Here is a 14773-nt window from a genome sequence, read left to right as displayed (position 1 = left end):
GCATAAGTCAGCTTTTTTTCGTTTGTACGCTAAGCAAGGCACCAATCGCACCGCTATAACCGTGATCTTGTAAGAAAATAGGCCGTTTATTTTGGTACCTTGTGTAATTTTCAATAATGTTTTGTAGCTGTGTATTGTTAGATAAGGTAGAGCCGATATAAACAATAGTATTCATGTTTTTTGTCTCAGCAAATTGAAGGCTTAATGCGGTAACGACTTCGCCAACGAGACCTTGCAGGGTGGCGAGCAAATCTGAATGAGCGTAGTTTAAGTCTGTCATCGCTGCTTTTCCAAAATTACTAGCTGTTAAATGATGATCAATAGGTGAGAGAATGCCATTATAAATATCTCCCACTGTTATATCAAGAGTGTTTCTGCCCCCTTGTTTTGCATGATAGAGCACTTGATTAAAACTTTCTATATTTGTTAATAATTTTGCTAGCCCCATGATTGTACCACCGCCAACGCCAGTTCCTCCTGCGCGAACATATTGTTTATCATGGATGTAGTGAATTGAAGTACCTGTGCCGATATTTGTTAAAACAAAATTGTTTATAGAGAGAGTTTCTTTTTTTAAAAGAAACCGCACACCTTGGAGAGTAGCTTCAAATTCATTTACATATATCGTTTCATACTGATTCGCAAGTAATGTTTGTAATTGTTCAGCTTTTCCACCTGTTATACATAACTTCGTAATCGTTTCGTTTTGATGAAGCCACTTTTTAATGTTTTCTTGCTCATAAGAATAAAATTTCTTAAAAGATATTGTCTTATTTCTTTCAAAGTAAGCAATTTTTGTTAATGTTCCTCCAGCGTCAATACCGACAACACGTTCCATTTCTTTACCCCTTCTTACGTATTTCAGATTATTGTTATTAAGCTTTATAGATTAATAGTTTTTCAACTGTAACAATCAATTAATCGTCCACAGTTGCTGTACCTTTACCAAGCATAAAGCCTCGGCGATTTCGTACTACTTCATAATGTAATATAACCGTATCACCAGGGAATGCTTTTCCGTGAAACTGTACACCGTCTAATGATGAAAGAAAACCTAATCCATTAGAGTCACTTGTATCAACAAATGCACGAAGCTGAGCAAGTGCCTCTACAATTAACATGTGGGGCATCCTATTTTGCGTTTCAGAAATAAACCATTCGTTATGGGTAATATATTTGTAGCCTTTGACAGATTGTCCCTCTTTTATATCTACAATGTTATCAATCATTAAGAATGGATAGCGGTGGGGGAGCGTACCTTTCATATTTAAACATCCATTAAAAGGATCTCTCCTACTATGAAGCAGCAGGAGAGTTGATATTAATTTTTAACAAGTGTAGTTTCTTTTTTCGAAGAGAAAATCCCGCTATTTTTAATATTTTCAACGGCTTGTTGTAGAACCGCTTGATCTTGGACGAGTGCGATGCGGACAAAGCCTTCACCATGTGGTCCAAAAGCATGACCAGGAGTTACGACAACATTTGCACGGTCCATTAACGCATATGCGAACTGTAAAGAGGTCCAGCCATCTGGTATTTCTGCCCATACAAACATGCTGCCAGCAGGTTTCTCAACATTCCAGCCAAAAGAAGCAAAACCTTCAATTAAAGTATTGCGGCGCTCTTGATAGATAATTCGATTTTTCGCACAAAATTCCGCTCCTTGGCGTAAAGCAACCGCGGCAGCTTTTTGAATGGGTAAAAAAACACCGTAATCCGTATTGGATTTAAATTGAGTAAGAGCTCTCACAATCTCTTCATTTCCAATCATATATCCGATGCGGCTTCCTGCTAAACTATAACTTTTGGATAGGGAATTAATTTCTACACCTACTTCTTTGGCACCAGGAACAGATAAAAAGCTAATTGGTTTTTGATTATCGTAATAAAATTCAGCGTAAGCAAAGTCATGAACAACAATGATATGATGCTTTTTAGAAAATGCGATTACTTCTTGAAAGAAATCTTTGTGCGCCATTGCTGGAACAGGATTTCCTGGGAAGTTTAATATCATCATTTTTGCTTTTTTAGCAATTTCTTCAGGAATCTCTTGTAAATTAGGTAAAAAGTCATTTTCTTTCTTTAACGGCATGAAATATGGAGTGGCACCAGCCATTTGTATTCCCGTCTCATAAGCTGTATATCCAGGATCAGGAACTAAAATAAAATCTCCAGGATTCGCAAAGACCATAGGTAAGTGTACTAATCCATCTTGAGATCCCATTAATAACAACACTTCGCGATCAGGATCTAATATGACATTGTGACTCGCATGATAGTATTCCGTTACCGCCTGATGAAAGTCTTCAATTCCTGTCAAAGTATAACCGTAGTTTTCTTTTTTGTTTGCTGTATGTACCATAGCCTCTCTTACGAAATCCGCAGGGGGCATATCTGGGTTTCCAATACTTAAATCAATCATTTTCTGACCTGCTGCGATCTTTTCTTTTTTATAAGCTGCTAATTCACTAAATATGGAAGATTGAAATGCTTTCATTCTCGTTGCTAACGTATACGTCATTAAAACCCCTCCTAAAACTGTGTTCTCGTTTTAAAATTTCTACTATTTTATTATTCTGAAAACACGTGAATCTATTTTATCATTTTTTGAGGAGGATGAAAATATTGGTATGAATGACTATATAAAAAAGTAAAAATATTTTACGTATTTGTATATTGTTTTTTCTCGAATGAGAAAGGTTTGAAATATTACTTTTAGAAGCATTCAAGGTGGCTTTTTCATTTTCACCTTGCGACATAATAGAGAAGAAGTGAAAATACTAAATGCAAAGAGAGCGAATGATACAAGTTTGTGACGCAGAGTCTATATTTTCTGTTTAATAGCACAAATTCCATTTTTTCTATAGCGAAAATACAATTTTATCTAGTACAAAAAGAGTTTTTACTAATTGGAAAATAAATAGGAATAAACATAAACTAAGAATGGAGGTGATGGAGTATGATAGAACAGTTCTTTCAAAAAATATTTAAGCAGTTTTTACAGGAGAAGGAAGAGGAAATAGTAGTGAGATTATGTTTTTGGATTGTGTTTTATTACATGTTTACCCCTAAATTTATAATGAATGCCGGCGGATCTTTAGTTGAGATGAATCAATCACATGAAGAGTATACATATGAGAAAGTAGAAGATTTCTTAAGAGAGTATAACGGGGAAATAAAAGGTGAATTTCGTTTTGGAACTGGAATGTACTACGTTACATTCGAAGAGAAGATTAAAGAAAAATGTTACGAATTGATTTACACCTATTATTTTCCTCGTTTCATTTATCGTCGTTCTTTATTATGTACAGAATTATTAAAAGAGATAGGGGTAAGTAAGGATATAGAATTTGCATCCTACAGAACGGTGATTTTGGATCATTTTACAGAAATAAAACGTATGATTCATTTTTATGAAGAAACAGTATTAAAGAAGTTATTTAAATATTCATTTCCATTAGTTGTTCAATCTTATCGTGAACCTGTAAGCATGTATATAAAAGAAGAGAATCAAATTTTAGTTCATTAAGAAAAGAAATAGAACCCACCGAAAGGTAAGGTTCTTAACAGAGTGAATGCTACATGACTTCATTTAATCTTGTTTCATTTACAGCTTCAAAGGCATTAGAAGTATGTTGTGTTGCATTAGTCGCTTCTTTTTCTTTGCGGAACTTTTGTAAAACTTCAAAAATAATCCACATCGGAACGCCTTTATCTTTTAACATTTTCCATAAGTCCACTTCTGTAAACTTATGTTTAGCTTGATGTGTTGTTTTTTCGGATGATCGAATATCAAATTTAATCCCATCATCTTGCTTCTTTTCTTTTTCCGAAATAGCGACATTCTGGTTCTCATTTTGTGCAATATTCAAAGGAGTAACCTTTGTATGCTGCGACATAGCATTTACATTCCATCCTATTTTCATTTTGACACCTCCTTTGATAATTATACATTCATATAAATAGATTTTAAATAAAAAATAAAATAAATTCTGTCCTGTCATACATTTGAAAAATAATTTCAATTTGACTGTTGGTATGACATGATGGATGTACCACACCCAAAACTAACAGTATGTATGATGAAAGCTTCGAATGAAGTGAAAGGGTATTTTCAAATTCGCTTTCACAATCATAAAGTAAAATCATTTCACTGTGAAATGGCACTTTTTATGTGCCTCTAACATACTACATTAAAAAGATAAACCTGTTGCGCTCCTTAGTAAGTACGTTATACTTATGAAAGTAAAAAAGAAAGCTAGGAGTAGTTATAACAATGATTCGTGTACGAGTGGAAGGAAATGAACAAGAGATTATTGAATTTTTGGAGAAAATGCCTGAAATTCCTGGATTTGAAAAAACACATATAAGAGAACCGCGTAAAGGGAATAATCCCAAATACAATACAAGTAAAAATGTATTAGCATATTTATCTTATAAAAAGAAGGAAGTCACCAATAAATAGGTGACTTTTTTGTTTCCCACTGTTTCACCGCCTTGTCTTTTTTGCATAATAATGGTATTAGAATATGCAGAAGAGGGGTGAGGACAGTGAATAAGAAAATCATCTTTTTTGGAGACTTTGGTATTGATGATGCAGTATCGTTAATCTATGCAGATAAGACGCGTCGTCTTGATATTATTGGAATTGTTGCGGATTACGGAAATGTTTCAAGGGAAATGGTAACTGAAAATGTTTATTTTTTAGAGAGATACTATGCTACAAAGATAAAAATTATAAAAGGGGCCAGTAGGCCAATGACGGCAGAAGAGCCTCTGTTCTTTCCAGAAATTCATGGTGAACACGGTTTGGGATCAATTATCCCTCCAAAAACAAGAGGGATGAAAAGAGAAAACTTTTGTGAGATTATCAAGTTAATCGAACCGTGCCCAGAAGATATTATCATTGTAGCAACAGGACGGTTAACAGCTCTCGCGACATTATTTCTGTTGTATCCTGAAGTAATGGATTACGTACATGCGTATTATATTATGGGTGGTGCGTTTTTATGTCCCGGTAACGTTACACCTGTATCAGAAGCAAATTTTTATGGTGATCCCATCGCAACAAATATTGTGATGAAGTACGCGAAAAACGTAAGTATTTACCCATTGAATGTAACGCAGCGGGCCATTATTACTCCTGAAATGGTAAATTTTATTGACGATAAGGGAACAGGACAAGCAAAGCTTATTAAACCAATGATTGATTTTTACTATGAAAATTATTATAAAAAGCAATACCCAGGAATCGGTGGCAGCCCAATTCATGATTTACTGCCATTTATTGCACTGCGAAAAGATACTATTTTCGAATACAAAAAGTCTGCCGTCTGGATTAGTACAACAAATGATGAGACGCGTGGACAAAGTGTAGCAGACTTTAGAAAGACAGCTGAACAAACGAGATTTGATAATCGACCAGTTCAGAGGATTGCGGTGAACTTTCGTTATCAAGCATTTAAAAGAGAATTTATGAGTACAATGTTAAAGCCAGATTGTTCTTGACTAGCGCTACTCCCAATAATATATGGTCATGTTATTTTCAACGTTCGTATATAATGAACTTCTTTAGTACCTAGCGAAGCGATCCTATCATCTTCATATAGCTAAATCGATTGCTTTAAATTGTTTTAAGCTCTGCATCTGATAAGGATATAACAAAATGAAAGGACCGTTCACGATACGGCTGAGAAAAAGAAGTTCTCCTTGTGCGGGTAGAAATGGCTGGCTTTAAAAAAGAGAGATCGCTTATTTTTTGAATATGTAAGTAATTGTAAGGTGACTCTAAAACATGCCGAATTATTTCTTTATAGCTTACTGCTTCGGTCTAATTTATATTCAGTATCCGTGTTACTAAATTTTCTTTAAAGTAAAAACAAAAGTTCGTTTTTGTATTTGTAAGAATCTTTTCTATATCATTATGAAATGACTACACGTGATGGAATGATACGGTCATCGTATTGATTTGTTGTATAACGGTATAACTTAAGCAAAAAGTAGCATAACTAATAGTAAGCAATGATTATGGTTACTTTTGTTTTATAAAAGAAGGAGGAAATGATATGGCATTTATATGGTCTTTAATTGTTGGCGGTATTTTAGGGTGGCTTGCAAGTTTGATTACAGGAAGAGATGTACCTGGTGGAGTCATTGGCAATATCGTTGCAGGTATTATCGGATCGTGGGTTGGAACGGCGCTTCTTGGTAGATTTGGTCCTGTTATCGGAGGATTTGCGATTATTCCAGCCTTAATTGGAGCGATTATTTTAATTTTCATTGTCAGCTTTTTACTAAGGGCAATGAAAAAATAAAAAATGAGGGCTGTTTACAGATTGTAAGCAGTCCTTTTTGTATTCTTGTCTTTAATCTGTTATGCTACTGTTATACCATCAGGAGGTGTTAGCATTGAAAACATTTACAGTAAACTTTCATCAGGAAGACAATGCAAAAGCAACAACAGTACATAAGTTAAATGAAGAAGACTTTAATAAAGCAACCGAAAATGGAACACGTCATTTATTTGATTTAGATACAAACGTTGGTTTTTTTGTATTCTTTGATGCCGAAGATGCAGAAGGAAACGAGCATTACTTAATGCTGCAATATGAAGGAGATCATGAAGAGCCAAGTGCTTGCTTTGAATTTGATTTGAAATTATTCTATCAATTTTTAGCACTATACTTAAATGACCTTGAATTCCAAGGAGAAACAGAGGAAGAAGAGGAAGAATATGGCCCAATTCATCATTTAGCACATTTACTGTACCATATTGTTGAAGACGGTAAAGATATTGAAGCATAAATACATATTAGACTGCCCTTTTTGGGGCAGTTTTTTATTTTTTCTACAGATTAGGAAAGGGTAGGAAGTTTCACTGTATAGGAAGGGACCGTCTCACGAAATAGAGAAGGTGTATAAAGGATATTTCGTGTAAATGATAAAAGTAGTGTAACGAATTGGTTACAAGGATTAATGTAACGAAAGAGGAGGATATATATGAAAAAGCTTCTTATACTTATGATCAGCCTCATATTTGTATGTATAATAACTGCTTGTGAGAGTGCGGGTGAACAGAAGCCACTAACAGAAACATCTGAACAAAATACAAGTAAGCAAACGAATGAAAAGAAAGATGAAATTACAAAGCAATCAAGCGAACCGGACTCTGATTCAAAGGAATCGGAAAAGGAAGAAGCGGATACGAAACAAAATACGTCAAGCACATCAACGAATTCTAAAACAGTGAGCCAAATTAAAAATATATTAGAACAGGCAAAGCAAGGGAAAGTACCAAATGTATCAGTCGCGGCGCACACGGGAGATATTGAAGAAGTAGAAAAAGAGTGGGGTAAAGCGGACAAAACTGAGCCAGCCGGTAAAGGAATGTATGCAACATATACGAAGAGGAATGTCGTCATTGGCTTTAATAAAGGATCTCAAATTTTTGATGTTCGCTCCAATCATCCAAACCTTCGTTCACTCACATTACAAGATATTGAAAATGCATTAGGAAAACCGACGACAGTTAAGACAAATGGAGATGACAAAATATATATTTATAAAGTGAACAAACAATTTGAATTAAAATTTGTGATTCCTAATTCTACTGGAAAAGTAGATCATATTTCTGTATTTTCCCCAGAGGACAGTATTAATAATATGGCGGGATAAATGAAGAAAAAGAGCTGTTTTTTTATAAAGGCAGCTTTTTTCTTTGCGTTCTAATCAGTAAACAAAATATGTTTGAATCATTCCGTCAATGAGTAAGAAACACGCAGACAGATAGAAGAGCGTACTGCTGTTAAAAGAATGGAATATGACGGCACCAATTGCAAGGGCGCATGTTCTAGAAATATCCCAGTGGACTCTGTTGGTGGAGAACACATTGTTATGTAACATTCATATCATTCCACATGTACACATGAAAAAGTACAACATGTAATAACAATATCAAAAGCCCCTTTCTAGATGAGAAAGGAGCTTTTGCATATGTACTTTACAAATTAGTCTTCAATAATTTCATATTCTTCGTCTGACAGCAGTAGAATTTGTGTTCTTTTGCTTTTATTTTGTATTTCAATCACATCATATGTGCCTAGGTCTCTTAATTTATTTTGAGAAGCATTCACCATTACTTCCATAGAGTCAATTAAGATATCCTCTTCCATATATGATTCAGGTAACGCCATATCTTTCGTATCTAATACACATGTGTATAGAGTGTGTAAATGTTCAGTAGTTGGATTTTCTTCTTGAACATCAATAATGTCTTTCACTGTTTCCATATGTTCTTCTTTTGGTTGGTATACTTTAATTTTAGCCATTGTTTCAATCTCCTTTATAACATAGTCGTAGAGGCTATAGCTTATTATAACGTTTTTTAGTGAAAACATGAAATTGTTTCCGTCTATTTGTTTGAAATTTTTTCTTAATGGACTTTTTCATGGGGCTTTATCATATGAAATCGGTCTTTCTTGTATAATAGAATGTCACTTTAACTATAATTTGGCCGCAGTTGGAAGCATAAATTGACCGTGTGTTACTTATTAACCCATAAGCTAACCGTTGGTTTATGCGGAACTTTATACATATGGAGTAGAGGAAATAAAGACAATACTTGCTTTTAACCACTGATATAATGGAATGAATAAAACACTGCATACGTAGATGAAGAGGATGTTTCACAGAAGATAAGCCAGGGAGTGTTGATGAGGAAAACTTCTAATAATGATGCGTTATGTAAACTTTACATGAATATCTTATACAATATACCTTTATGGTAAAATCTTGTTAAAAGGGGGAAATAATCATGGTGATTGATTTAGAAATGGATAAAGAAATGCATCCAACAGTTGCTCTTTTATATGCTACAGTTAAAGATACATACAAAAGATTAAAGATACTGGTATCAGATATAACTCAAGAAGAATTAGATTATAAAGGACCAACTGAAAATCTAAACAGTATAGGTCAATTATTAAAACACTTGTCAGTAGTAGATTTACACTGGGTATATCGATTGAAAAATGAACCTATACCTACAAATGTCAAATTAGAATATGGTCCAATGATTCATCCAAATGGAAAACTTCCTTCAGTAAATAATGTATCTATTAATGAATTAATAACAGCTTATGATAGAGTACAAAAGATGTTTCATTTAGAATGTACAAAACTATCTGAAGATGATTTAAATCAGGTTGTTTCATACGAAAACGGAAAACGGGCGACAATTAGATGGGGAATATGGCATATAGCTGATCATAATCGTTATCATCAAGCCCACATTAGCTTTCTAAAAAAAATATATAGAGAGAAACAAGAGAATATTTAACTTCCACTAACGAATTTCACGTCAACTAGCACCTCTTATGAATCTTACGAGGGGCTAGTCGTTTTTTTGTTGTATGCTTCTTGTTATATAGAAGAAAATGATGACTTCGGATTATAACCTAAATAATAATACATGTTTGTCATATTCTTGTAAGCAGCATTTATTCAGTGACAATAAAGTTGTTTAATTCTTCTTCAACTAAAGCCCCTTATGGAACCTTACTTCATTTACTAAATTTTCATTCTGTCTTACATAGCTTAATCTGCCTCAATATCTTTTTTACCTGGATTGTGAATAAATCTTAATAGATAATCATCAGGATCCATAATGAAAAATTCTTTTGTCCCTTTAATTTAGTATTAGCTCTATACCAATTTTCTTGAATATCAAATTTAATTGGATACTCGTTCTTTTTCAAACTATCATATAATGGATCAATATCATTTATAATAAATGGAATAAGTCTTTCGAAGTCTTTCGAAGTATTTAGATATTTTTGTTAATATTAATATGAGGATTGTTGTTAAGTAATCTTAGAAGGAGGATTATCTACAATGATAAAAAAACTCTACGAAACTCACTTGCAAGTAAAGGATTTAAAAGCTGCCATCAACTTTTATCAAGGTAAGTTAGGGCTTGAATTAGGTTATGCAACTGAAAAAAACGCCTTTTTTTGGATTGGAGAACCAGGCTATCAAATGCTAGGTTTATGGATGGTACCAATCTCAAGTGAAATCGAAAAAAGGCACTTTGCTTTTGAAGTAGAATTTGATTTCTTGGTTCATTCCATTCAATGGTTGAAGAATCAAGGAATTGAGGTTATTGGAAGTCAGGGGAAAGGAAATGAGGAACCGATTGTTCAAGTATGGATGCCAGCTGCCAGTATTTATTTTTTAGATCCGGATGGGAATAAATTAGAATTCATTTCCATGCTGGATGATGAACCAAGAGAATTAGATTTTGTCCCTTATTTAAGCGAGTGGAATAAATTGTCCGATTCTTAAAAAGGTTTATAGATAGGCATCCGTCTCAGTTAATCTAATTGGATATAAATATTTTCAACTATAGCAGGTAAACTCCTTATTTTTTTATGACCTTTTTGATTTAGGTCTTGATAACTTATATTAAACAACTTTATTATCTCTACATACCATTTATATTTTGCAACAAACAATGGTTGGATATACATTCTCCATTTCAATATCAATGTCTTGAAATCCATATTTTTTATAGAACGAACCAAGTTTTTTAAACGGAATACAGTATACGTGTGGTACTTCTGATTCTTTAGCCGTTCGAACGAAAAAAGAAACTCATTTTCCGGCTAGTTGATATCCTCGATAGGCGGGGAGTATGTAAATACCAAACGAAACGTCCTAGGCCAGCTTTATGTAATGATCGCAACTTGATTTTGTGTTAGATTACTAGGAACAAATCCAACTGACTTATATTGATGATAAATCCAGTCTAAGTCTTCTTTTCGGGCAAGTCGAATCTCCATCCGATTTCCTCCTCATAAAATATGAATATGTTCTATTATACAAAGAATAATAAAAATAATAGTTAAAAAATGAATTTGTAGGCATTGCGAGCATATAATATATAATAGTTTCTCTTCCTTCAATCTTATTTTACGTATATAATATGTAAAGGTAAACGTCATTATTATCGTATACTTAAAAAGAATAGAGGTTTAAAAATGGGTGTAAAAATTATTACAGACAGTGCGGCAGATTTACCAAAAGAGGTGCTGCAAGCTTACGATATAGATGTAATTCCGCTTCGTGTCTTTGATGAAGTAGAAACAGAGTATTTAGACGGGGTAACGTTAGAATCAACTCAATTGTTACAAAAAATGAGAGAAGGTGCAGCGTATAAAACATCGCTCCCTTCATTAAAAGCATTTCAAGAAACATTTTCTACATATGCAAAAGAAGGTACGCCTTGTATATATTTAGCTTTCTCATCTGAACTCTCCGGTACATACCAATCTTCGGTCCTTGTTAAAGAAGAAGTACAAGAAACGTATCCAGATTTCGACTTAGATATTATTGATACAAAATGCGCATCTCTTGGGCAAGGGCTTGTTGTTTTAGAAGCTGCTAAAATGGCAAAAGAAGGCGCGTCAAAAGAAGACGTTTTAAAGCGTGTTGCTTTTTCCATAACACATATGGAACATATCTTTACTGTAGGTGATTTACAATATCTTGTTAGAGGTGGCCGCCTCAGTAAAGTAGCTGGATTTATTGGTGGTTTACTAAATATTAAACCGATTTTAAATGTGGACGAAGGAAAACTTGTACCACTTGAAAAAATAAGAGGCAAAAAGAAAATGTTAAGCCGCATGGTTGATATTATGGAAGAGCGAGGGAAAAACCTTCAAAAGCAAACAATTGCTATTATACATGGTGATGAGTTAGAAACTGCTGAAGTATTAAAAGCGCTCATTAAGGAGCGTTTTGGTTGTGAAGTATTTGTTGTAAATACAATTGGCGCAGCAATTGGAGCACATACAGGGCCAGGTGTTTTAGCATTATTCTTCTTAAATGAAGTAAAGTAAAGGATTGATCTTTTTGATCAATCCTTTTTGTTTTGGTCTACAATAATCGGTCGATATGGAATGGGTGAGGATAAGATCATGGAAGTCTTTACCGTACCGAAAGGAATCACAATATCAATCAATTCTTCTAATTCTTTCATAGAGCAGACGGCGACCTTTAAATAATAACAACTTTCACCAGTTACGCGGTGGCATTCGAGAATTTGGTGTTCCTCATAAATAATTTTTTCGAAATGTTTACAAGGGATTTTTAAACTTTCAATTCTTAAAAAAGCTTGAATGGGCTTCCCAACTGCTTCTGGAGAAATTCGTGCTGTATATTTTTCGATGATTCCTGCATCGTGCAAACGTTTCAGTCTTTCTGTAATACTTGGTCGACTAAGATGTAAGTGTTCAGTCATGTCGGTAACAGTCATTCTAGCATCTTCTTGTAAAAGTAAAATAATTTTCTTATCAATCTCATCCATCACACACATCCTCCTTTACAAAATTGAAAGCAAATGACTTAAATGACTACATAATGTAAAATAAATAATTAAATCGCATTCGTTTTGAATATACAATAGATTGATAAGTTTCTATAATTTAAATATAAATGGAGGTGTCAGTAATGTCTAATTATTTCAAAAAATAGTTTTTATAATTACAAAAATTTTTATTGGGATTCATCATTTGTAAAAAATGATTAGTTGTATTTTGGGAATATTAAATACGATAGAAGGTCGTATCATAATTAAAAAGATTGCGAATGATTGCGGTTATATAAGATAGAATATTTCGATGTATGAAACAATTATATTTCTTGTATAATTGTTTGGAGGATAATAAGTTGTAATTATTTATAAAAGTGTGGTGTTGTAGTGGCAAACATGATACGCAATTTGTATCGTAGGAATGATTAATACTTTATTCCAAGCTGTAAAATAATAGAATAATCAAGTGCTGAATGGCTATATCGACTTATTATACAGCCGAAAAGAACTTGTATTACTAAGGTTTTTATTATTGGTGATGTAGAGAGAGTTAGCAGCATAAAACAATTTCAAATATATAAAGAGGGAGAAATATGTTAGAGAAGATATCTCTTGATGGGGGGGATGATTATTTAGATATAGGGCATGTTATTATGTCTTGTGTGCTACATAATGGGATATGAAATATAGATTATAGACGGGTATCGCACAGAGTGTAATAGAATTGTTGGGGCTATTCAAGTGTTGTGATATATGGAAAGTAAGTGGTAGATTCAAGCAATATAGCGTACCACCTACACATTTTGCTGAAGAAATGATTTGAATTACTGAGAATGATGAGGAATTGAACAGAATACTGGTGTATTTATAAAAAAGGGGGAATTTTTACTTTATAAACGAGATATTGCTTCTTGTTATGAGATGTATTTCTGATAGCGCAGATAATAAGGCGACAATGTCATATGGAAACTTTGCAAAGACGGTAGCGAAGTATTCTTCTGAAATTTTGGTGGAAATGCTTAAAATGAGGCCATATGATCCGGTCCAATAAAAATGAAAGAGATTTCTTCAGGTGAAAGAAATCTCTTTCATTCAATTACGTTTTCACTTTTAACTGTTTTAATAAGAGCTCTGGATGTCCTTTTACATAATAAAAATGTGGATTGTTTTCGTCATCGTAAATCATAATATAAGGCTTTTCGTTTTTAGGAAGAAGGACAAGTACTTCGTCGATAGTTGCATGAATCCATTGATTTGTGATGATAGCAGGTTTTGTTAAAGGGATTTTGATTATATATCCGCTTCTAGGGACAACATTTATATTTGTAAATGCACCAGTAATGGATTTTGCGTATTGGATCGCATTGTGTTGAATTTCTGCATGTAACGATTGTTTTTGAACGACCATCTCTTTTTGACAGTCAAATACTTCAATTTGCTTATTTGTATTTGCAAGCGCATGTGTGGATAAGAAAAAGAAAAGCAGAGAAAGGATTCCTAGTTTTTTGAACATAAATAACACCTCATACTTACTATGTCCTAAAAGATTATAAATATTTCTTTCTGTATGGAATAGAAAGGGAGTTCAAAAAGCCATTTCCTTTTCATTCAGCTATTTTATGAAAAGGAAACATTCTTTTAAATGAAAATAATCTAATTTAGATAATGAAAAAACGAAAAAATAAAATTAAGAAACGAAGTATATCAAAATGAAATAGGATTAGAAATTATAAAAATAGAATACAAATGAATCAAATATTTCATAAGTCATGGAAGGAAAAGGGAATAGGAGGAAGGAAATGAGTAAGAACGTTGCGTTATTACTAATAGATGTACAGAATATTATGTTTTCTTATGAAGGTGGTTCTTTATGGAAGGAGCAAGAAGTGCTTAAAAATATTTCTTCTTTGCTTACGAAAGCACGTCAATCTAATATACCTGTCATTTATATACAACATACAGATTCGAGTCCAGATAGCCTGTTAAGTGAAGGAAAACAAACATGGGAAATTCATCGTGACGTTAAGCCTCTCCCAACAGATATTGTTGTTCGTAAATCTTCTTTAGATGCTTTCTATAAAACAACATTACAAGAAAAACTACAAGGATTAGAAATTAAAAAATTGTTTATCGCAGGTATGCAAACTCAGTTTTGTGTAGATACAACATGTAGAAGTGCTTATAGTTTAGGATATAAAGAGAACGTTTTAGTAAAAGATGCTCATAGTACATTTGACACATCAGTGCTTTCAGCTTCTCAGATTGTAGATCATCATAATAATACGCTGAACGATAGGTTTGTCGCACTACAAGGAACGAGGGAAATCATTTTTTGAAATAGAATGAAATTTTAAATTAAAAAGGAAAACAGTCTATTTAGAAGGTGCTGACAAAGGGATTACT

At 33.3% G+C, this 14773-nt stretch carries 17 protein-coding genes and 1 pseudogene; 11 read left to right on the top strand and 7 right to left on the bottom strand.

Translation table 11 applies throughout. From position 1 onward, the window contains the following. Positions 1-7: 7 nt before the first annotated feature. The 3 genes from coaW to MR058_RS06400 all read right to left on the bottom strand — a co-directional run bounded on the left by coaW (position 8) and on the right by MR058_RS06400 (position 2521). Entirely contained in the window at positions 8-838 is an 831-nt protein-coding gene (gene coaW / locus MR058_RS06410; RefSeq protein ID WP_242143175.1) for a type II pantothenate kinase, read from the bottom strand. Between the two features lie 79 nt (positions 839-917). Further along, complete coding sequence (locus MR058_RS06405; RefSeq protein ID WP_242143174.1) at positions 918-1265, bottom strand: 3-hydroxyacyl-ACP dehydratase FabZ family protein; 348 nt, start codon at positions 1263-1265, stop codon at positions 918-920. A 56-nt stretch (positions 1266-1321) separates the two neighbouring features. Further along, the gene (locus MR058_RS06400; protein WP_242143173.1) at positions 1322-2521 is read right to left on the bottom strand and encodes an LL-diaminopimelate aminotransferase; all 1200 of its coding nucleotides are present in this window, start codon (positions 2519-2521) and stop codon (positions 1322-1324) included. 438 nt (positions 2522-2959) lie between these two features. Here MR058_RS06400 and MR058_RS06395 point away from each other — a divergent pair, with 438 nt between their 5' ends. Beyond that, on the top strand, positions 2960-3529 hold the full coding sequence (locus tag MR058_RS06395) for a hypothetical protein (RefSeq protein WP_242143172.1): 570 nt from the start codon (positions 2960-2962) through the stop codon (positions 3527-3529). Positions 3530-3578: 49 nt separating this feature from the next. Here MR058_RS06395 and MR058_RS06390 read toward each other — a convergent pair whose 3' ends face one another. Continuing rightward, positions 3579-3926: a DUF3914 domain-containing protein gene (locus MR058_RS06390; RefSeq protein WP_242143171.1), complete on the bottom strand. Its 348-nt coding sequence runs from the start codon at positions 3924-3926 to the stop codon at positions 3579-3581. A gap of 350 nt (positions 3927-4276) precedes the next feature. Here MR058_RS06390 and MR058_RS06385 point away from each other — a divergent pair, with 350 nt between their 5' ends. The 5 genes from MR058_RS06385 (at position 4277) to MR058_RS06365 (ending at position 7674) form a co-directional block, all read left to right on the top strand. Continuing rightward, positions 4277-4465 (top strand): DUF3970 family protein, encoded by a 189-nt coding sequence (locus tag MR058_RS06385; RefSeq protein ID WP_242143170.1) that lies wholly within the window; start codon positions 4277-4279, stop codon positions 4463-4465. Between the two features lie 77 nt (positions 4466-4542). Then, positions 4543-5508: a nucleoside hydrolase gene (locus MR058_RS06380; RefSeq protein ID WP_242143169.1), complete on the top strand. Its 966-nt coding sequence runs from the start codon at positions 4543-4545 to the stop codon at positions 5506-5508. 557 nt (positions 5509-6065) lie between these two features. After that, on the top strand, positions 6066-6314 hold the full coding sequence (locus MR058_RS06375; RefSeq protein ID WP_242143168.1) for a GlsB/YeaQ/YmgE family stress response membrane protein: 249 nt from the start codon (positions 6066-6068) through the stop codon (positions 6312-6314). A 94-nt stretch (positions 6315-6408) separates the two neighbouring features. Then, positions 6409-6804, top strand: coding sequence for a cytosolic protein (locus MR058_RS06370; RefSeq protein WP_242143167.1), 396 nt, complete (start codon positions 6409-6411; stop codon positions 6802-6804). A gap of 195 nt (positions 6805-6999) precedes the next feature. After that, on the top strand, positions 7000-7674 hold the full coding sequence (locus MR058_RS06365; protein WP_242143166.1) for a YjgB family protein: 675 nt from the start codon (positions 7000-7002) through the stop codon (positions 7672-7674). Positions 7675-8006: 332 nt separating this feature from the next. Here the strand turns inward: MR058_RS06365 and MR058_RS06360 are convergent, their stop codons facing one another. Beyond that, the gene (locus MR058_RS06360; RefSeq protein ID WP_242143165.1) at positions 8007-8327 is read right to left on the bottom strand and encodes a hypothetical protein; all 321 of its coding nucleotides are present in this window, start codon (positions 8325-8327) and stop codon (positions 8007-8009) included. A 485-nt stretch (positions 8328-8812) separates the two neighbouring features. Between MR058_RS06360 and MR058_RS06355 the strand changes: the two genes are divergently transcribed. From MR058_RS06355 to MR058_RS06340, 3 genes are all read left to right on the top strand, one after another. After that, on the top strand, positions 8813-9337 hold the full coding sequence (locus MR058_RS06355) for a DinB family protein (protein WP_277926468.1): 525 nt from the start codon (positions 8813-8815) through the stop codon (positions 9335-9337). A 554-nt stretch (positions 9338-9891) separates the two neighbouring features. Then, positions 9892-10341 carry a VOC family protein gene (locus MR058_RS06350; protein ID WP_242143164.1) on the top strand — a complete coding sequence of 150 codons (450 nt, stop codon included), beginning with the start codon at positions 9892-9894 and terminating at the stop codon, positions 10339-10341. 695 nt (positions 10342-11036) lie between these two features. After that, positions 11037-11897 (top strand): DegV family protein, encoded by an 861-nt coding sequence (locus tag MR058_RS06340; RefSeq protein ID WP_242143163.1) that lies wholly within the window; start codon positions 11037-11039, stop codon positions 11895-11897. A gap of 17 nt (positions 11898-11914) precedes the next feature. Here MR058_RS06340 and MR058_RS06335 read toward each other — a convergent pair whose 3' ends face one another. Then, positions 11915-12364, bottom strand: a complete 450-nt coding sequence (locus MR058_RS06335) for an Lrp/AsnC family transcriptional regulator (RefSeq protein WP_242143162.1) — start codon at positions 12362-12364, stop codon at positions 11915-11917. 883 nt (positions 12365-13247) lie between these two features. On the opposite strand from MR058_RS06335, the pseudogene MR058_RS23295 reads away from it, so the two are divergent. Continuing rightward, positions 13248-13394: pseudogene (locus MR058_RS23295) on the top strand (5'-methylthioadenosine/adenosylhomocysteine nucleosidase); the annotation flags it as partial. Positions 13395-13466: 72 nt separating this feature from the next. On the opposite strand, the gene MR058_RS06330 reads toward MR058_RS23295, so the two are convergent. Next, positions 13467-13883 (bottom strand): hypothetical protein, encoded by a 417-nt coding sequence (locus MR058_RS06330; protein WP_242143161.1) that lies wholly within the window; start codon positions 13881-13883, stop codon positions 13467-13469. Between the two features lie 286 nt (positions 13884-14169). Here MR058_RS06330 and MR058_RS06325 point away from each other — a divergent pair, with 286 nt between their 5' ends. After that, on the top strand, positions 14170-14706 hold the full coding sequence (locus tag MR058_RS06325) for a cysteine hydrolase family protein (RefSeq protein WP_242143160.1): 537 nt from the start codon (positions 14170-14172) through the stop codon (positions 14704-14706). Positions 14707-14773 lie beyond the last annotated feature (67 nt).

Source organism: Bacillus cereus group sp. BfR-BA-01430, from assembly GCF_022663115.1.
GTDB lineage: Bacteria > Bacillota > Bacilli > Bacillales > Bacillaceae_G > Bacillus_A > Bacillus_A cereus_BD.
This window is presented reverse-complemented; position numbering and strand designations above follow the sequence as displayed.